The 17,468-nt window shown below is 60.8% G+C and carries 17 protein-coding genes; 4 read left to right on the top strand and 13 right to left on the bottom strand.

What is annotated here, in order from left to right:
* Window positions 1-20: 20 nt before the first annotated feature.
* The 9 genes from KI235_RS16905 to KI235_RS16865 all read right to left on the bottom strand — a co-directional run bounded on the left by KI235_RS16905 (window position 21) and on the right by KI235_RS16865 (window position 8,410).
* Window positions 21-1,304: a transporter gene (locus tag KI235_RS16905; RefSeq protein ID WP_003202378.1), complete on the bottom strand. Its 1,284-nt coding sequence runs from the start codon at window positions 1,302-1,304 to the stop codon at window positions 21-23.
* A gap of 56 nt (window positions 1,305-1,360) precedes the next feature.
* Window positions 1,361-2,107 carry a hypothetical protein gene (locus KI235_RS16900; protein WP_003202376.1) on the bottom strand — a complete coding sequence of 249 codons (747 nt, stop codon included), beginning with the start codon at window positions 2,105-2,107 and terminating at the stop codon, window positions 1,361-1,363.
* 58 nt (window positions 2,108-2,165) lie between these two features.
* A complete protein-coding gene (locus KI235_RS16895) occupies window positions 2,166-2,846 on the bottom strand; it encodes a C39 family peptidase (RefSeq protein WP_003202374.1) in 681 nt (226 codons plus the stop codon).
* Window positions 2,847-3,015: 169 nt separating this feature from the next.
* The gene (locus KI235_RS16890) at window positions 3,016-3,993 is read right to left on the bottom strand and encodes a hypothetical protein (protein ID WP_003202372.1); all 978 of its coding nucleotides are present in this window, start codon (window positions 3,991-3,993) and stop codon (window positions 3,016-3,018) included.
* 59 nt (window positions 3,994-4,052) lie between these two features.
* Window positions 4,053-4,646: a hypothetical protein gene (locus KI235_RS16885; protein ID WP_003202370.1), complete on the bottom strand. Its 594-nt coding sequence runs from the start codon at window positions 4,644-4,646 to the stop codon at window positions 4,053-4,055.
* 1 nt (window position 4,647) lies between these two features.
* A complete protein-coding gene (locus KI235_RS16880; protein ID WP_003202367.1) occupies window positions 4,648-5,094 on the bottom strand; it encodes a hypothetical protein in 447 nt (148 codons plus the stop codon).
* A 319-nt stretch (window positions 5,095-5,413) separates the two neighbouring features.
* Window positions 5,414-5,938: an AAA family ATPase gene (locus KI235_RS16875; RefSeq protein WP_027911601.1), complete on the bottom strand. Its 525-nt coding sequence runs from the start codon at window positions 5,936-5,938 to the stop codon at window positions 5,414-5,416.
* Entirely contained in the window at window positions 5,935-6,498 is a 564-nt protein-coding gene (gene pnuC, locus KI235_RS16870; RefSeq protein ID WP_212795180.1) for a nicotinamide riboside transporter PnuC, read from the bottom strand. The genes KI235_RS16875 and pnuC overlap by 4 nt, the downstream gene beginning before the upstream one ends.
* Before the next feature lie 277 nt (window positions 6,499-6,775).
* Window positions 6,776-8,410, bottom strand: a complete 1,635-nt coding sequence (locus KI235_RS16865; RefSeq protein ID WP_003202361.1) for a methyl-accepting chemotaxis protein — start codon at window positions 8,408-8,410, stop codon at window positions 6,776-6,778.
* Between the two features lie 274 nt (window positions 8,411-8,684).
* Between KI235_RS16865 and KI235_RS16860 the strand changes: the two genes are divergently transcribed.
* On the top strand, window positions 8,685-9,515 hold the full coding sequence (locus tag KI235_RS16860) for an undecaprenyl-diphosphate phosphatase (RefSeq protein WP_039012160.1): 831 nt from the start codon (window positions 8,685-8,687) through the stop codon (window positions 9,513-9,515).
* Window positions 9,512-9,931, top strand: coding sequence for a DUF1294 domain-containing protein (locus tag KI235_RS16855; RefSeq protein WP_003202356.1), 420 nt, complete (start codon window positions 9,512-9,514; stop codon window positions 9,929-9,931). The genes KI235_RS16860 and KI235_RS16855 overlap by 4 nt, the downstream gene beginning before the upstream one ends.
* Window positions 9,932-9,935: 4 nt before the next feature.
* On the opposite strand, the gene KI235_RS16850 is transcribed toward KI235_RS16855, so the two are convergent.
* Window positions 9,936-10,286 (bottom strand): MmcQ/YjbR family DNA-binding protein, encoded by a 351-nt coding sequence (locus KI235_RS16850; protein WP_013693486.1) that lies wholly within the window; start codon window positions 10,284-10,286, stop codon window positions 9,936-9,938.
* Window positions 10,283-11,191, bottom strand: a complete 909-nt coding sequence (locus tag KI235_RS16845) for a LysR substrate-binding domain-containing protein (RefSeq protein WP_003202353.1) — start codon at window positions 11,189-11,191, stop codon at window positions 10,283-10,285. Before KI235_RS16845 ends, KI235_RS16850 begins: the two co-directional genes overlap by 4 nt.
* A gap of 129 nt (window positions 11,192-11,320) precedes the next feature.
* Between KI235_RS16845 and KI235_RS16840 the strand changes: the two genes are divergently transcribed.
* On the top strand, window positions 11,321-11,929 hold the full coding sequence (locus KI235_RS16840; RefSeq protein WP_003202352.1) for an FMN-dependent NADH-azoreductase: 609 nt from the start codon (window positions 11,321-11,323) through the stop codon (window positions 11,927-11,929).
* Window positions 11,930-12,114: 185 nt separating this feature from the next.
* Window positions 12,115-13,152 carry a dienelactone hydrolase gene (locus KI235_RS16835; RefSeq protein ID WP_212795179.1) on the top strand — a complete coding sequence of 346 codons (1,038 nt, stop codon included), beginning with the start codon at window positions 12,115-12,117 and terminating at the stop codon, window positions 13,150-13,152.
* A 702-nt stretch (window positions 13,153-13,854) separates the two neighbouring features.
* Here KI235_RS16835 and KI235_RS16830 read toward each other — a convergent pair.
* Complete coding sequence (locus KI235_RS16830) at window positions 13,855-15,048, bottom strand: MFS transporter (RefSeq protein ID WP_003202348.1); 1,194 nt, start codon at window positions 15,046-15,048, stop codon at window positions 13,855-13,857.
* Window positions 15,049-15,644: 596 nt separating this feature from the next.
* Complete coding sequence (locus KI235_RS16825; RefSeq protein ID WP_003181279.1) at window positions 15,645-17,234, bottom strand: ABC-F family ATPase; 1,590 nt, start codon at window positions 17,232-17,234, stop codon at window positions 15,645-15,647.
* Window positions 17,235-17,468 lie beyond the last annotated feature (234 nt).

Below are 17,468 nucleotides of genomic sequence, written 5' to 3'. Positions count from 1 at the left end.
ATCACATATCCCTGAGGGCATCAGAAGTAGTACGGGAATTTCAGGCTAAAGGTGAAATCCGGCGCATCGTCGGTCAGCCCGATGGACAGGTTGGGCACGATGGTCAGGTTGTCGGACGCGGCGACGGTCATGCCGATGTTGAAGTAGCCGGCGTTGGCGTCGCTGGAGACCACCGATTCCCAGTCGCCGCCGTCCTGTTTGAGCTTGCTTTTCTTTTGGATCAGGTCAGAAACCGAGAACGACATGCTCATCTTCTCGTTCAAGGCGAAGGCGATGCCCGCGCCGAGCTGGAAGCTGTCGCCGATCCGCACCTTGCCTGGGATCTTCTGGTTGACCGTGGAACTGATGTCGTCGAACGACTCCTCCAGGTTATGGGTGTAGGAGAGGGTGCCGAACAGCACCGCCGGGTCGAAGGTCTTGACCAGCGAAAGCCCTGGCGTGATCGACCATACGCCGTTGCCGGTGGGCAGGTCGTCAGGCACGAACAGGTTGGTGTTGGCCTGGGATTGGCGCAGCTTGATGCCGAATGGGTCCTTGCCGGTGGGGGCCTTGACCCGTAGGGTGACCACCGCGTCCGGGGAATTGATCGACTCATCCATGAACTTGTAGGCGATGCCGAAGTTGACGTCGCCGATGGTCGGGTCGCGGGTCACGGTTTCTTCGCTGGTGACGCCGGCTGCGCCGTTGTTTGCGCCGCCTGACTGATAGGTGGATTCGCGGTAGACCACCGGGACGTTGAGGTCGAACTGCCAGCGGTTGTCGAAGTTATAACGGCCAGTGAGGTCCAGCGTCCAAGTGTCAGCCTTGATCCGGTCGAGGTTGATGTTGCCCAGGAAAATCGAATCCAGCGCCAGGAAACCATTGAGGATCAGTTGCCGCGTGTCGTAGCGCGAATAGGTCACGCCGGTCTCGAAACTGAATTTACCGCCGCCGAAGAAGCCGCTGGCCTCGTCATAGAGGTTGGAGACGCTCTGGGCCGGCTGGGAATCATCGGCCAGGGATTGCCCATAGCCACTGCCGCCAGCCGTTGTCGCACCGCCGCCGGCCACGGTCTGGTTGCCTTTCATGTCGGCCGGGGATTTGGCCAGGCGTTTGGGCGGTGGGGCGGCGGGTTGATCCTCCACTTGGCGAACCCGCTGTTCGAGCACCGCCAGGGCCTTTTGCTGGACCTCGTACCGTTGCTTGAGCTCAAGAAGTTCCTGTTTCAGGGCCTCGATGTCCGCATCCGGGGCCGCCTGCAACACGGCCGCCGGGAACAACGTGCTTAAACACATCACAGCGCGCAACGATACGGATCGATACATGAAATATGCCGTCCTTATTTGCCCATTGATCGGCGATCAACGTAGATCAATGTAGATCAATATCCGAGGTTTCGAAGACCACGTAACTGAGTCAGGTTGCAGTCCAATGCTCCGGCACTGGGGCCGTTGTTGTTCAGCACCACGTTGAGCTGCGTCATGTTGTTGACCAGGTTGCTGTTTCCCAGCAGACGGGTGTTTTGCAGCAAGCCGCCTTGGGCCACTTGTTGCAGGGTGCTGCCCTGGTTATGGCTGGCCTGGATCGCCATTTGCACGCCGCTGCCGGTGGCGGTGACCGCGACACTGCCGGCGGCGTTGCTGCCGCTGATGGTCTGGCCCTTGGTCAGCAACTGGCCTTGGGAAGGCACGAGTGCCGGGGCCTGGTTGCTCTCTTTTACGTTGATGTTGACGTTGTTGTAGGCCGTATTGCCGTCTCCGGCGGCGCGTACGCTCTGGGTCACGCCCTGGCTCGTGCCAAGGCCGGCGCCACCGGTAATATTGCCGCTGCCCTGTTCGGGGGCGCTGCCGTTACCGGTCTGCTTGATGGTGGAGACATAGAATTCGGGTTTGACGGTGGCGGCCTGGATCTGCATGGCGCTGGTGGCGCCGATCAAGTCGCCGCTGGCGTTGCGCCAGGTACTGCTCATGACGATGCCGAAGCTGATGACTCGGCCGGGCATGACATAACGACCGCGCAGCTCGGAAAGCTCCTGGTCCTTGACTTCGATGGGTTTGAAGCCCGCATGGGCGTAGCCCGAGGCGGTCGCGAGCAGGCAGGCCAGCGACAGCCAGTGTGAGGTTTTCATGTGCTGCTCCCGGAGCGTCCTGCTCCTTTTTGTACTTATGTTGGCAGTTGGTCGGCGATTAAAAAAAGTCGCTCTGTATGAAGCCGAAATCCATCAGTTCCGCATCCCTGACCGGGTTGAAACCGTCCAGCTTGTTACGTGCTGTCAGTGGTTGCGGAGGGCTGCGTAGCGCATTGGTCTTGTCATAGCCCGGGCCGACGATCGCAAAGACGATGCCGTTCCAGCCTTTGACGAACTCATCATGGGCGTAGCGCTTGTGGCCCAGCACCGGGTCGCCGATGTAGACCCATTGCTTGTCGGCCCGCTGCAACACCACGAAGTGCTTGTAGCCGCGTATCTCCATCAGGACCACCACCGGAATCGTCACCGCTTCGAGTTTCTCTGGCGGTATCCGGTAGCCTCGGGCACGCATGCCGATGGTTTCCACGTAGCGCTTCATGTCCAGCATGGAAAACCCTTGGGTGCGAACCAGATTCTGGTCGGCATTGACCAACATGCCTTTGATGACGTGCTCTTCATCGACGTCAAGCCAATAGGCCTGGCGCAGCACCGTGGCCAGCGCGGCGGCGCCGCAACTGAAATCGGTTTTCTGTTCGACGATGTCGCTGAATTTGCGTTCGCGTACGCTTTGCACCGGTTTGTAGACCAGCATGCCGCCAGGCAGGGCGGCGACGGGCATCTGCGCTGCTTCGGCCGTGCAGGCCAGACAGAGCAGCAGGGAAACGGCAGTGACACGCATGATCAATACGCCTAGTGGGCATCCAGGAAAAAGCCCCCTGTGGGAGCGAGTCCGTGGGCGCAACGCTTGCTCGCGATAGCGGTTTTACAACCAACAGAGGCGTTTTATGTAACGACCTCATCGCGAGCAAGCTTTGCTCCCACAGACTCGCCCCTACAGCGGTACTTTTTTACATGCAAGCCTTGCAGCCGGCAGCGATGGACAGCGAGTTGCTCTGCTGGTTGCCCACGCCTGCCGACACGTTGGCGCCGCCGTTACCGGAGAAGCCGTTCATGGAGTTGGTCATGGTGGCGTTGTTGATCACAGGGTTTTTCCAACCGTCGCGGGTCAGCACCTGCTGGGTGTTGCTGCCGGCCAGCTCGAAGGTCCCCACGGCGGAGAACTTGAACTTGTCGTCATCGTGACCGCCGCCATAGCCGCCGCCTTTGTTGTCCCAGCCGCCGTGATCGTCTTCGGCGGTACCGGTACCTTTGGCCTTGAACGTGCCGGAGGCGCTGTAGGTGCTGGTGAGGGTGTCGGTCTTGTAGGTCCGCACGCCTTTGTTGTCGACCACAAGGCCGGTGGAGGATTGATTGGCCTCGGCAGAGGCCTGTGCGACACGGCCACCCGACACTGCGATGGCCAGGTTGTTTTTCTGTTGGTTGAAGTTACCGGCGGTCACGTTGATGCCGATGTTGCCGGAGCCGTTGTTGCCTGCATTGGTGAGCGAGGCGTTGTTGTGGGTCGAGTTGTTTTTTACATAGTTGTTGGTATTGGTTTGCGTGGCACTTGAGGCGGCGACAGCCGAGCCGAAGATGAAGCTTTCGTCAGCGGTAGCCAGCGCTGCGGCGTTGTCTTGTTGGTTTCCGTCGCCAGCGGCGATGTTCGCCCCCATGTTACCGTTGCTGCCATTGAGGGAATCGGTAGCTTCGGCGGTGTTTTTAGTGCCCTGGTTGAGCACCTCGTTGCCGTCGCTGTTCTGCTCATCCATCACGGTAGCCATTGCGCTGGCGTTGATGGACAGCTGTTCTTCCCACGTTGGGCCTTTGGGACCGTGGTGGCCGTGATCATCACCGTGCCCGTTGCCGTTTCCTCCAGCCTGTGCCGCCATTGTCATGACCGCGGCGAGAGCGAAAACCAATGGTTTGAGTGCCATTGTAGGTTTCATGGTGTTTCTCCTTGCGTGTCGTTGGTTAAGTGTCGGTACTTTCTTATGTAGCCTCCGGGTCAATCAGCGACTCGGATGCTCAGGGTGTTAGCCATACGGTTTCCCACCCCGGCGCTCTGGTTCACTTGAATTACCCCTCGGCTGCCGGTGAAGGCCTGGTCGCTGGTAACGACCTGGCGACTGCCGGTTGGGGCGCCAGTTGCTCCTGAGTTCGGTAGCAACGCCACGTTCTGTTGAGACAGGGCGCTGTCATCAATGCTCTGCGGATGGGCACTGATGCCCACCCGCATGACATTGGCCATCTGGTTGTTGGCCCCGGCGGACTGGTTGACGCCCAGCACACCGTTGCCGTTGGTAAAGGAGTGGCCGCCGATTCGAGCGGTGGCATTCATGGAGGGGTTGGCCGGCGTGTCGACGCGTTGCTGCACGCTCGTGCTGGCCTGGGCGTGGCTGCCGATGGCGATGGCCCGGGTGTTGGTCTGCTGGGTCTGGTCACCGGCCGCCTGGTTGACGTTGAAGTTGCCGGTGTAATGGCTGCCGGAATCCTGCAGGTTGGCGCTGCTGACCGCTGCAGCACCCGAATCGGCAAATACGTTGAAAGAGCTGAGCAGGGAAAGCATGAACAGGGCGAGGAGAAACAAGGTTGGCTTCATCTCACTGGCCTCCCGCGAGCCGACCCAGCGGGGCCAGGCCTGAACTCAACGAGCGGTTGATGGTGCCGGAGATCGCGCCGCCGCTACCGCCACCGTGACCGGCACTCATGCCCGGCATGCCGTTGGGGTTGGTCACGACGTTCAAGCCTTGCACGCCGGTATTCGGGTTGACGGTGTTGCGGATCGACGAGCCGCTGGCCACGCTGGCAAATTCGCCATCGCTCAGTTCGGTGCTGGCGGTCGCCTGGTGGATTCGTTCGGAGGGGTTGGCATTGACGGTGGTCGGGTAGGGGTCTTTGCCACCGTTGCGACCAATTGCGATGGGCTGCACGTCACGGTTGAGGACAATGACGCCGTTGCCCTCGGCCTGCGCTGGCAGACTGAGCGTTGCGCTGGCGGCGCAGCCGATCAACAGCAGACAGGTTATGCCCCTATCGAAAATCCCCATGGCATTGATTCCTTCTTCGGTACGCTGGCCCTAGTCAGCGTTGCGAAGGTGGAGAGCAGGTGTCGTGCCGTATTTTGAAATGTTTTTTATTTCAACGAGTTGGAGCTACGGAGGGCATGCCGGGGAAGGAACCTGTTTCAGCGCTGAGACAAGGTGCATGGTGACCAACCGGTCACCTACCGTCCCAGGCCTCTGGATCCAGGCTTTTGGGCGGGTGTTTCAGAAACTTGACAGTCTTGATGGCAATTTGATGAAGCGGCGTTGGATCCGGGTTTGGAGCGACTGCGCTGTTTCAAGAATGGAACAGATCACCCCGCGATCAGGCTTGAAGCAGCTGGCTAACGACGGCGAACACTTGCTGTTGGCGTTGCGCCCAATCGCCTTCAATGACCTGGAACGGTTGCCGGTGTCCGCTCAGCCAAGCCTCGATCGCTTCAAAAAACGCCAGCCGTTCAGCCAGTTCAGGTTGGCAACGCAAGCCGTCGCCGGTCCATTCGACCTGCTCGGGGCTCAGCAGCAGGTGCACGTCGTAATGGCGGGCCAGCAAGGCCGGTTCGAGCCAGTCCGGGCAGTCGCCGAACAGGGTCTGGCTCCAGAGGATGTTGCTCAACAGGTGAGTATCGAGGATCAACAGCGCCGGCCGGCGGGCACGCGCCTCATCTTCCCAGGCCAGTTGGCCGGAGGCGATGTCGGTGATGTCGGCCAGGCAGGTATCGCGTTGGGTCTGCTCCATGAAATGGCGCACGTACTCATCCACCCGCACGCCACCAAAGTGTTCCTGCAATTGCGCCGCCAGCCAACTCTTGCCGCTGGATTCCGGGCCGGTCAGCACCACTACCTTCATGCGCGCAGGGCCGGATCGGCGCGCCATTCCCGCCAGCCTTGCACGGCCAGCAGGGTGAACAGGGCGTAGAGCGCCGCTGTCAGGTGCAAGCCCTTGTAGATGAACAGGCCGACGAAGATCACGTCCAGGGCAATCCACAGCGGCCAGCATTGCACGCGTTTTTGCGCCATCCACCACTGGGCCACGAGGCTGAAACCGGTGAGCGCCGCATCGAGCCAGGGCTGGGCGGCATCGGTCCAGTGGGCCATGGCGGCGCCCAACAGCAGGCTGCCTGCCGCACCGATAGCCAGGCCGAACAGCACTGACGACCCGCCGAGGCGGCTGACCTGGCGTCCATCATGATTGTTCCCGGCGCGGGTCCATTGCCACCAACCGTAGAGTTGCAGCACCGCGTAGACAACCTGCAGCAGCATGTCCGAGTACAACTTCACCTCGAAAAAAATCCAGCTGTACAGCAACACCATGACCAGGCCGATCGGCCAGCACCAGGGGTTCTGCTTGACGGTCAACCAGACGGCGATCACGCCGAGGGCTGCGGCAAACAGTTCAAGCCCGGACATGGCGGTTCCTTGGGGAAATAGAAGAGGGCGGCGATTGTAAACGCTATGGCGTGGACAGCTCCAATACCAATGTTGAATGTACCGTCGCTATCGCGAGCAAGGGATTACGATCGTTCCCACGCTCCTGCGTGGGAATGTCGCCAGGGACGCTCTGCGTTCCGCTTCTGGAATGTGACGCAGAGCGTCACGGGATGCATTCCCACGCGGAGCGTGGGAACGATCAAATCAAACCGCATTCGCGAGCAGGCTCGCTCCCACAGGGGTGGTCTACCGATCTTCAGACCCGGAACTGCGTGAGCAACCCGTTCAACTGTTCACTCAACGCCTTGAGACGGGTGCTTGCCTGGCTGGATTGTTCGGCGGCCATGGCGGTGCTGTGGGACAGGCCGGCGGCCTGGGTGACGTTCTGGTTGATGTCTTCCACCACATGGGCCTGTTGCAGGGTGGCGCTGGCGATGGAGGCGTTCAGGCTGTTGAGATTGCGCAGGGCCTGGCCGATGGCGTTGAGGCTGGCACCGGCCAGGCCGGCTTGTTCAATCGTCAGTTGCGAGGCACGGCTGCTGTCGCTGATGACTTTCACGGCAGCTTCGGAATGGCTTTGCAGGCGCTCGATCATCGCCTGGATCTCTGCAGTGGACTTCTGCGTACGCTGGGCCAGCAGCCGCACTTCATCGGCGACCACCGCAAAGCCCCGGCCTTGTTCGCCGGCACGGGCGGCTTCGATCGCGGCGTTGAGAGCCAGCAGGTTGGTCTGCTCGGCAATGGAGCGAATCACCTCCAGCACGCTGCCAATCTGGGTGCTTTCACTCGCCAGGGTGCGGATCACTTCCACTGCCTGGTCGATGGTCTGGGACAGGCGGTCGATCTGCTGCAAGCTGCCATCGATGTTGACCTGGCCTTGCTGGGCCTGGGATTCGGCGTCGCGCATCTCACTGGCCGCGTGCTCGGCGTTCTTGGCCACGTCCTGCACGCCATAGGTGACTTCATTGATCGCGGTCGCTACCAGTTCCATTTGTTGCGACTGCTGCTGGCTGCGTTCCTGAGCCTGCGCCGCGTCGTTGCCCAATTCGCTGGAAGATTGCCCCAGCGCACTGGCCGAAGCTTGCAGTTGGGTCACCACTTGCCGCAGCTTGGCGGTAAAGGCGTTGAAATGCCGCGCCAGTTGCGTGACTTCGTCCTGGCCGTGGGTGTCGAGGGTGCGGGTCAGGTCGCTCTCGCCGCTGGCGATGTTGGCCATGGCGTTGACCGTTTCCTGCAACGGGCCGACGATGCTGCGCACGATCAGGGTCAACAGCAGGCCCATGAGCAGGGTGATGATCAAACCGACTACCGAGGCCTTGATTACCTGGGATTGGAACTCGGCCTGGACGTCATCCACGTACACGCCTGAGCCGATGATCCAGCCCCAGGGTTCGAACAGTTGGACGTAGGAGGTCTTGCCCACCGGGGCCTCGGCGCCCGGTTTCGGCCAGAGGTAGTTGATCATGCCGGCGCCCTTGGACTTGGCGATGGCAACCATCTCGTTGAACAGCGCATAGCCGTTCGGGTCGCGGATGGCCGAGAGGTTCTGGCCTTCAAGCTTCGGGTTGGCCGGGTGCATGATCATGACCGGCGTCAGGTCGTTGATCCAGAAATAGTCACTCTGGTTATAGCGCAGGCCACGCACGGCGCTGAGGGCCTGCTTCTGCGCGGCGTCACGGGTCAGGGTACCGGCAGCTTCCAGGCCTTGGTAGTAAGTCAGCACGCCGCTGGCGGTCTGTACCACATGCTGGGTTTTCTGCACCTTGGCTTGGTAGAGGTCGGTGTGGATCTGTTTAAGCATCAAGGCGCCGAGCGTGAACAACATCACGATGGCCACGACCAGGATGAGCCACAAGCGTCGGCTGATCGACACACTGCGCAAGCTATTCATACGCTGTCACTCCGGTTTTTTATTCTTGTCATATCGACGGCCGGCACTGTAGCGCCCGGCCGCTATCGGTAATTGACCTGAGTCACAACGCGGCAGCGTTATCAGGGCTTGTCTGATAGGATTTCGGCCCCGCAGCGCAAAACCTGAGCCGGTTCTCATTTTTCATTGGTTTTTTTTGAAAGGTCGCGGTTATCGTGCACCCGCTGCGGGGGTACCTGCATGACACTTGAATATTGATAAGACCTGCTTGAACAGCGTCTTTTTTGGGGGATGAATGGATTTGTGGACTGCCTTTTCGGCATTGATTCTTGGCGTAGTGGAAGGCTTGACGGAGTTTCTGCCGATTTCCAGCACCGGGCACCAGATCATTGTCGCCGACTTGCTTGAGTTCGGTGGCGAGCGCGCGATGGCGTTCAACATTATCATCCAGCTCGGCGCGATCCTGGCGGTGGTCTGGGAGTTCCGGCGCAAGATCTTCGACGTGGTGCTGGGCCTGCCGACGCAACCCAGCGCCCGCCGCTTTACCGCCAACCTGCTGATCGCCTTCCTGCCTGCCGTGGTCTTGGGCGTGCTGTTAGCCGACTGGATCCACCACTACCTGTTCAACCCGATCACGGTGGCCACCGCGTTGGTGGTGGGCGGCCTGGTGATGCTCTGGGCCGAGAAGCGCCAGCACCAGGTGCACGCTGAAACTGTGGACGAGATATCCTGGAAGGACGCGCTGAAGGTCGGCCTGGCCCAATGCATTGCGATGATCCCAGGCACCTCCCGTTCCGGTGCGACCATCATCGGTGGCCTGCTGTTCGGGCTGTCGCGTAAAACCGCTACCGAGTTTTCGTTCTTCCTGGCGATGCCGACCATGGTCGGCGCGGCAGTCTACTCGGGCTACAAATACCGTGAGTTGTTCGTCCCGGCGGATTTCCCGGTGTTCGCCATTGGCTTCGTCACGGCGTTCATTTTCGCCATGATTGCGGTCAAGGGCCTGCTGCGATTCATCGCCAGCCACAGCTACGCCGTGTTCGCCTGGTATCGAATCGCCTTCGGCCTCTTGATCCTGGCAACCTGGCAGTTCGGCTGGGTAGACTGGACCGCTGCCAAGCCATGAACGAATCAGGCAGCCGCAAACGCGCCGGGCGCAATGCTGAAGGCAGCGTGCAGCACCTGCGGCTCAAACTGATGGTGTTTGCACTGCTCTGTGCCTTGCCGTTGTTCGGTTCGCTCCTGTTCGGGCTGCGGGCGGTGTCGTGGGTGCCGATGGTGGCTTACGGCGTCGTCAGCGTGGTGGCGTTCCTGCTGTACTGGAGCGACAAGCGCAAGGCGCGCGCCGACACCTGGCGCACCCCGGAGAACGTGCTGCATGCGGTGGAGCTGGCCGGCGGTTGGCCCGGAGCCTTGCTGGCCCAGCAGCTGTTTCGCCACAAGACCCGCAAAGTATCGTTTCAGGTCGTGTTCTGGTTCATCGTGCTGCTGCACCAGGTGTTCTGGATCGACCAATTGTTCCTGGGCAGCTATCTGTTCTGAATGGCTAGAGCAACAAGCCCACCTGCGTGCGCTTGGGCAATTTGCTGACCACCAATTGGTGTGAGCGTTGCAGCAGACCACGCAGCTCTTCGGCACCCAGCGGGTAGGGCACCTGCATGATGACCCACTGGGCCCGCGCCAGGTAAGGCGCGGGATGAATGCCCGGCCGGTCGCAATGGCCCAGGAACAGATCCTTGTCGACCTTGAACGCCAGCGAGTCGCCTCGCAGGCCCTGCAGGGCGAACATCTTGTTCCCGGCAATGGAAAATACCCGTACGCCACCCCATTTGTAGTCCTCCCTGGCGCCGGGCAGGCCCAGGCAAAACTGCGCGACATCCTCTTCGCTCAACCTCATATCGTTCTATCTCCACAGCCCTCGAAGGCTTCCACCAAATGATCGATCCATGCACGCACCGCTGGCAGCATGCCGCGCCGATGCGGGTAGACCGCCTGGAGCCAGCCATCGGGCGATGACCATCCAGGCAAGAGTTCCACCAGTGTGCCGTCCTGCAATTCCTGCTCGCAATACATGCTCGGCAATAAAGTGAAGCCCAGGCCGGCGAGGGTACAGGCGCGGCGCACAATGAAGTCGTCAATGCCCAGGCGGGCTTCCAGGCCCAGTTCCACACGCTGCCCATCTGCGCTGACCAGGCGCAGGTGCACCTGGCGATCGGCTTCCAATGCCCCCAGCACCGGCAACTGTTTGAGGTCATCCGGGGTTTCGATCCGCCGTCCTTCGACAAAGGCCGGGCTGGCAACCATCATCAGCCGCGCCTGGCGCAGGCGCCGGGTCATCAGCAAGGGATCCTCGTCCCCCAGGTCGCGCACGCGCAACGCCACATCGATGCCTTCGCCGATCAAGTCCACCCGCCGGTTGAGCAGGGTCATATCCAGTTGCACCAAAGGGTATTTCACCAGGAAGGTTTCGATCACTACCGGCAGAAACTGGTGGGCCAGCCCCACCGGGCTCGACACCCGCAATCGGCCACGGGGTTCGCTGGACATGCTCGCCACCGCTTCGTCGGCCATCTCGGCCTCCAGCAACATGGCCTGGCAATGGCGCAGATAACGTTCGCCGACCGCGGTCAATTTCAATTGGCGGGTGGTGCGCTGGAGCAACCGGGCGCCGAGGCGTTCTTCCAGCTCGGCGATGCGCCGCGACAGTCGTGACTTGGGAATGCCCAGCAACCGTCCGGCCGCCGCGAAACCGCCGGCTTCGACGACTTTGGCGAAGTAGTACAAGTCATTGAGGTCTTGCATGTTGAACTCGATTGTCCTGTCAGTGGGACAAACTATCGCATTTGTGCTGACTTATCGATCATTGGCTTCATCGATAGGATTGTCGCCAATTGATCGCCCGGTTGCGGTCCTCACTTGGAGAGCACTGACATGAAACTGCTGCACATCGATTCGAGCATCCTCGGCGACAACTCCGCTTCCCGCCAATTGAGCCGTGAAGTGGTTGAAGCCTGGAAAGCCGCCGAGCCAGGCATCACGGTGACTTATCGCGACCTGGCCGCTGACGCCATCAGCCATTTTTCCGCCCAGACCTTGATCGCCGCTGGCACCAGCGCCGAGTTGCGCGACGCGGCCCTGAAGCACGAAGCTGACCTTAGCGCCGAGACGATGGCAGAATTCCAGGCGGCGGATGCGCTGGTCATCGCTGCGCCGATGTACAACTTCAGCATTCCGACTCAACTCAAGGCCTGGATCGACCGCATTGCCGTCGCTGGCCAGACGTTCCGCTACACCGAAGCCGGCTTCGAAGGCCTGTGCGGTGGCAAGAAACTGGTGATCGTCTCCACGGCGGGTGGCTTGCATGCCGGCCAACCTAGTGGCGCGGGTCATGAAGATTACCTGAAAGTGATGTTCGGCTTCCTTGGTATCACCGACATCGAATTCGTTCGTGCAGAAGGGCTGGCCAAGGGCGACGACATGCGCAATAAGGGCATGAACGAAGCCCAGGCGCAGATCGGCGAACAGTTCGCCGCTGCGTAAGGCTTGCGTAAAGGCTCCAAAGCTATTGGGGCAACCTTCGTAAAACCCTGTATTCTCGTCGTCATTGGATGGCCGGGATGCAGGGTTTTGCTGCATTCGGCGCCGGGTTTTATGGCGCAGGTTATGCACGGCCAAGACGGCGAGCGACGGGGCCTTCCCGTGCGCTGGTGAAGGTGGAAGATTCGATGACGCGTTTTGGTGCAGCGCTGCTGCTTTGCTTGTTTGCCAGTCTCGGTTCAGTGCAGGCCGCACCGGGGCCGCATCCGCATTGGAGCGCCGGTTTCCATGAGCTGAGCTTTCTCGATCCGCTGGATCAGCAGCCGATGCACGCCATCGCCTTTTATCCGTCCACCGACCGGGAACAGCCCAGCCTGCTGGGTGGCTACCAGATCGATGCCGCGCCAGACGCCCAGATCGCCATCGGCCGCTTTCCGCTGCTGATGCTGTCCCATGGCAATACCGGTACGCCGCTGGCCCTGCATGACCTGGCCACCTCCCTGGCACGCAAGGGGTTTGTCGTGGTGGCAGTGATTCACCCCGGCGACAACGCCCAGGATCACAGCCGGCTTGGCACCCTGAGCAACCTGTACGGGCGGCCGATCCAGATTTCCGAAGCCATCACCGCCACGCTCAATGACCCGATGCTCTCGCCGTTCGTCAACGCCGGGCAGGTCGGGGTGATCGGCTATTCGGCCGGCGGCGAAACCGCGTTGATCCTGTCCGGTGCGACGCCGGACCTCAATCGTCTGCGCCGCTACTGCGTGGAGCGACCGGATGACCGAGACGCCTGCAATACCCAAGGCGAACTGATCGTTGACCGCGATGACCTGCAACCAGTGGCTGATCCCAGGGTCAGGGCATTGTTGTTGATGGCGCCATTGAGCCTGAAGTTTGGCCGTCATACCCTGGCCGATGTCCACGTGCCGGTGCTGCTGTACAGCGGCGATGGCGACAAACTCGTGGCCTTCGACAAGAATGCCGCCGCGCTGGCCCGCAAGCTGCCCACTGCACCGGACTTCAAGACCCTGGCCGGCGCGGGGCATTTTGTTTTCCTGGCACCGTGCACCGACGAACAGATCGCCGCGATGCCGGCGCTGTGCACGGATGCTGACGGTGTCGATCGCAAGGACATCCACCGCACCATGATCTCCGAGGCCAGCCGTTTCTTCGGCGAGGCCTTGGGCAAGCCAACCCGGGCGGGGATGAGGACGGCTGATCAATAAGCTGTTCACTTAAGCGTTCCCGGAGATTCTGATCTTCTGTTCCGAGGGGCATGGTTTTTACGTAAGGATGGTGTGTATATCCATTTCTGCGGTAACGGCGGCTTAGGGTTCCGCCCTGACGGCGGGTCACTTTTGAGAAGCCCGGAAGCCGGCCCAGTCAAAAGTAACCAAAACGCTTCTGCCCCACCACTCGGTGCCTCGCTTAGGCTCGGCATGCCTTCGTTCAGCCAGCGTGGTTAACGGGGCGCCGAGATCAACGTCCAACGCGAGGCGGCCTAACAGCCGACCTGGTTCTGGGTGATCGCGTTTCTCCTGTGGGAGCGGGCTTGCTCGCGATGGCGGTGGCTCAGCTACATAGATGCTGGACGTGTCGCGCTCTTGCTTTGCTTTGGATTTTGATCTCGACGCCCCGTTAACCACGCTGGCCGAACGCAGGCATTGTGGAGTGGGCACCTCGGCATGGATGCCGAGGTAGCCGCGCTGGGCCATGGATGGCCCTTCGCGGCGGGCCCACGGAGCAATGCCGGAGTGAGGGCACACCGAGCCTAGGCGAGGTGCCGAGTGGTGGGGCAAAGCGTTTTTGGTTACTTTTGGCGCTCTTCCAAAAGTGACCCGCTGTCAGAGCGGAACCCTAAGCCGCCGTTACCTAAATAACGGATATACACACAAGAACAAGTAAATACCGGACCTTCAGTATTACGATCAATAAGGTGCGCTTACGGCTCGGCGACGCAGCAGCAGAGTCAGACCCAGCCCGGTAAGGGACAACAAGGCAGCACAGAAGAAGATCGACGAATAGCCCAGGTTCAACGCCACCGCCCCCATCAGCGGACCGGCAATCGCCAGCGCCAGGTCAAAGAACACCGCATAGGCGCTCAAGCCGGCCCCCCGGCTGGTATTAGGCACTTGCTTGATGGCCTCCACCCCCAGCGCCGGGTATACCAACGATAGCCCGAAACCAGCCAGCCCGGCACCGACCAGGGCGAACGCGGTGGACGGCGCCAGCCACAGCAATACCAGCCCAAGGGTTTCGATGCTCATGCAGGCAATGGCCGAGTTGAAACCCCCGAAACGGGCGATGCTGGAAATGAACAACAACCGCGCCAGGATGAAGCAGACACCGAAGACTGTCAGGCACCAGGCCGCGCCGGTCCAGCCGCGACTGATATAGAACAGCGTGATGAATGTGGTGAGCGTGCCGTAGCCGATCGACGCCAGGCTCAGGCCCGCCCCGAACGGCGCAATGCGTCCAAACACCGCCCAGAAAGGCAAGCGCTCGCCGCGAATGACCGGCACCGACGGCTTGTTACGAATGATCAACAGCGCCGCCCCGGCCAGCAGCGACAAGGCGACGCCCAGGCTGGCGAACCCCAGCTCACCGACCATCACCACGCCCAGCGGGGCGCCGATGGCGATGGCTCCGTACGAAGCGATGCCGTTCCAGGAAATCGAGCGGGCGGTGTGCTCCACACCCACTTGGCCCATGCACCAACTGATGGTGCCCACGCCAATCAGCCCTTGGGCCACGCCGAGCAGCAAGCGCCCAACAATCAGAATCAACAGGCTGGGTAGGGGAAAGCTTTGCAGCAAGGTCGAGAGCAGAGTCAGTACGCCGCTGAGCACAATCCCCGACAGCCCATAGACGATTGCCCGCTTGGTGCCGACGCTGTCCGACAGCCGCCCGGCCATGGGGCGGCTGAGCAGGGTCGCCAAGTACTGTGAACCGATGGTCAACCCGGCCACCACCGCGCTGAAGCCCAGTTGTTCGTGGACATAACCCGGCAGCACGGCAATGGGCAGGCCGATGCAGAGGAAGGCGATGAAGGTGTAGAAAACGATGGAGACGATCTGCAGGGTGACCGACAGGGAGCTGGAGGCAGGTGAGGGCGTGGGCATAGGGCTCGTTCGCGGGCAGCGGTAAGAGAGCCTCATCATGGCGCGAGGAGGGGATAAAAGAAAGCAGGCTAACTAAATGTGCTTGGGGAGCCGGATGTTCAGTTTCAATTGAGGTTGTATGCACCGGCCCCTTCGCGAGCAAGCCCGTTCCCACAAGGGATTGGGCTCACCAGGGAGAAACAGGTCGGCTGTAAGGCCGCCTCGCGAGCAAGCTTTGCTCCCACAGGGCTGATGGGTGCACGACCGGGATAGCTGCGCTGGGCCATGGATGGCCCTTCGCGGCGGGTCCACGGAGCAATGCCGGAGTGAGGACATGCCGAGCCTAAGCGAGGCACCGAGTGGTGGGGCAGGAGCGTTTTGGTTACTTTTGACTGGGCCGGCTTCCGGGCTTCTCAATAGTGACCCGCCGTAAGGGCGGAACCATAAGCCGCCGTTACCACAACAATGGATATGTACCCAGGTCAACAAAATCCTGGCCAGCTGTCAGGCCGCCATCGCGAGCAAGCTCGCTCCCACAGGTTTTTACCTTGGAATGCAAAAAGCCCTGTCACAGTGGGCAGGGCTTTGCTTTTGCAGCGAACAGCCAAGGGCTGTCCTTAGAACACCACACCCTGGCTACGCAGGTAGTCGTCATAGGTGCCGCTGAAGTCAACCACGCCATCGGCGCTCAGCTCGATGATGCGGGTGGCCAGGGAGGAGACGAACTCACGGTCGTGACTGACGAAGATCAGCGTGCCCGGGTAGTTTTCCAGCGCCAGGTTCAGCGCTTCGATCGATTCCATGTCCAAGTGGTTGGTCGGTTCGTCCATGACCAGCACGTTGGGTTTTTGCAGGATCAGCTTGCCAAACAGCATGCGGCCTTGCTCACCACCGGAAATGACCTTGACCGACTTGAGGATCTCGTCGTTGGAGAAGAGCATGCGGCCCAAGGTGCCACGAACCAGTTGTTCGCCGCCCTGGGTCCACTGGCCCATCCAGTCGAACAGGTTGACGTCGTCCTCGAAGTCGTGGGCATGGTCCTGGGCGTAGTAGCCCAGCTCTGCGGCGTCGGTCCATTTCACGGTACCGGCATCGGGTTCCAGTTCATTGACCAGGGTGCGTAGCAAGGTGGTCTTGCCGATACCGTTCGGGCCAATGATCGCCACGCGTTCACCGGCTTCGACGGTGAAACTGAAGTCCTTGAACAGCGGCTTGCCATCAAAACCCTTGGCCATGCGTTCGACAATGACCGCCTGGCGGTGCAGTTTCTTGGTCTGTTCGAAGCGAATGAACGGGCTGACACGGCTAGAAGGCTTGACCTCGGCCAGCTGGATCTTGTCGATCTGCTTGGCGCGAGAGGTGGCCTGCTTGGCTTTCGAGGCGTTGGCCGAGAAGCGGCTGACGAACGACTGCAGCTCGGAAATCTGTGCTTTCTTCTTGGCGTTGTCCGACAGCAGTTGCTCGCGGGACTGGGTCGCCACGGTCATGTACTCGTCGTAGTTGCCCGGGAACAGGCGCAGCTCGCCGTAGTCCAGGTCCGCCATGTGGGTGCAGACACTGTTCAGGAAGTGACGGTCGTGGGAGATGATGATCATCAGGCTCGAACGCTGGGTCAGCACGTTTTCCAGCCAGCGGATGGTGTTGATATCCAGGTGGTTGGTCGGTTCGTCGAGCAGCAGCACTTCCGGGTCGGAGAACAGCGCCTGGGCCAGCAATACACGCAGCTTCCAGCCTGGCGACACTTCGCTCATCGGGCCGAAATGCTGCTCGATGCCAATCCCCAGGCCCAACAGCAATTCACCGGCACGGGATTCGGCTGTGTAGCCGTCCATCTCGGCAAATTCGGTTTCCAGCTCGGCCACGGCCATGCCGTCTTCTTCGGTCATTTCCGGCAGCGAATAGATGCGATCGCGCTCGGCCTTGACCTTCCACAGCTCTTCGTGACCCATGATCACGGTATCGATCACGGTGAATTCTTCGTAGGCGAACTGGTCCTGGCGCAGTTTACCCAGGCGCACGTTCGGTTCGAGCATGACCTGGCCGCCGGACGGCTCGAGGTCACCACCGAGGATTTTCATGAAGGTCGACTTGCCGCAACCGTTGGCGCCAATCAGACCGTAGCGGTTACCCGCGCCGAATTTGACAGAGACGTTTTCGAACAGTGGCTTGGCGCCGAACTGCATCGTGATGTTAGCTGTAGAGATCAAAGGTTTATCCTGCGGAACATTCAGAGTAGCTAAGGGTGCGGCAGTACCTGTTCAGTACCTGTTTGCGCACGTCCCGACCGCGCAAAGGCGTCGCGGTCGCAAGCGCAAGGGTCCATCCGGCATAAGAGGACAGCAGCAATACGGAGCGCCTGGCCCGGTAGACGTGCGCCGAAGCCGCGTTTGCGGTATCGACCAAAGGGGGCGCGTAATAGTTGGCGGCGATTGTACTGGTCT

Origin of the sequence: Pseudomonas sp. St386 (assembly GCF_018325865.1) — a bacterium.
Taxonomy (GTDB): Bacteria; Pseudomonadota; Gammaproteobacteria; order Pseudomonadales; family Pseudomonadaceae; genus Aquipseudomonas; species Aquipseudomonas brassicacearum.
The sequence above is the reverse complement of the archived record's forward strand: the minus strand, read 5'-3'. Positions and strand labels throughout refer to the sequence as shown.

Coding starts and splice junctions, on each gene's coding strand:
- KI235_RS16860 (WP_039012160.1), top strand. CDS start 8,685: ATGGATTTGTGGACTGCCTTTTCGGCATTGATTCTTGGCGTAGTGGAA.
- KI235_RS16875 (WP_027911601.1), bottom strand. CDS start 5,938: ATGAAGGTAGTGGTGCTGACCGGCCCGGAATCCAGCGGCAAGAGTTGG.
- KI235_RS16895 (WP_003202374.1), bottom strand. CDS start 2,846: ATGCGTGTCACTGCCGTTTCCCTGCTGCTCTGTCTGGCCTGCACGGCC.
- KI235_RS16830 (WP_003202348.1), bottom strand. CDS start 15,048: ATGCCCACGCCCTCACCTGCCTCCAGCTCCCTGTCGGTCACCCTGCAG.
- pnuC (WP_212795180.1), bottom strand. CDS start 6,498: ATGTCCGGGCTTGAACTGTTTGCCGCAGCCCTCGGCGTGATCGCCGTC.
- KI235_RS16845 (WP_003202353.1), bottom strand. CDS start 11,191: ATGCAAGACCTCAATGACTTGTACTACTTCGCCAAAGTCGTCGAAGCC.
- KI235_RS16835 (WP_212795179.1), top strand. CDS start 12,115: ATGACGCGTTTTGGTGCAGCGCTGCTGCTTTGCTTGTTTGCCAGTCTC.
- KI235_RS16840 (WP_003202352.1), top strand. CDS start 11,321: ATGAAACTGCTGCACATCGATTCGAGCATCCTCGGCGACAACTCCGCT.
- KI235_RS16900 (WP_003202376.1), bottom strand. CDS start 2,107: ATGAAAACCTCACACTGGCTGTCGCTGGCCTGCCTGCTCGCGACCGCC.
- KI235_RS16855 (WP_003202356.1), top strand. CDS start 9,512: ATGAACGAATCAGGCAGCCGCAAACGCGCCGGGCGCAATGCTGAAGGC.
- KI235_RS16850 (WP_013693486.1), bottom strand. CDS start 10,286: ATGAGGTTGAGCGAAGAGGATGTCGCGCAGTTTTGCCTGGGCCTGCCC.
- KI235_RS16880 (WP_003202367.1), bottom strand. CDS start 5,094: ATGGGGATTTTCGATAGGGGCATAACCTGTCTGCTGTTGATCGGCTGC.
- KI235_RS16865 (WP_003202361.1), bottom strand. CDS start 8,410: ATGAATAGCTTGCGCAGTGTGTCGATCAGCCGACGCTTGTGGCTCATC.
- KI235_RS16890 (WP_003202372.1), bottom strand. CDS start 3,993: ATGAAACCTACAATGGCACTCAAACCATTGGTTTTCGCTCTCGCCGCG.
- KI235_RS16885 (WP_003202370.1), bottom strand. CDS start 4,646: ATGAAGCCAACCTTGTTTCTCCTCGCCCTGTTCATGCTTTCCCTGCTC.
- KI235_RS16905 (WP_003202378.1), bottom strand. CDS start 1,304: ATGTATCGATCCGTATCGTTGCGCGCTGTGATGTGTTTAAGCACGTTG.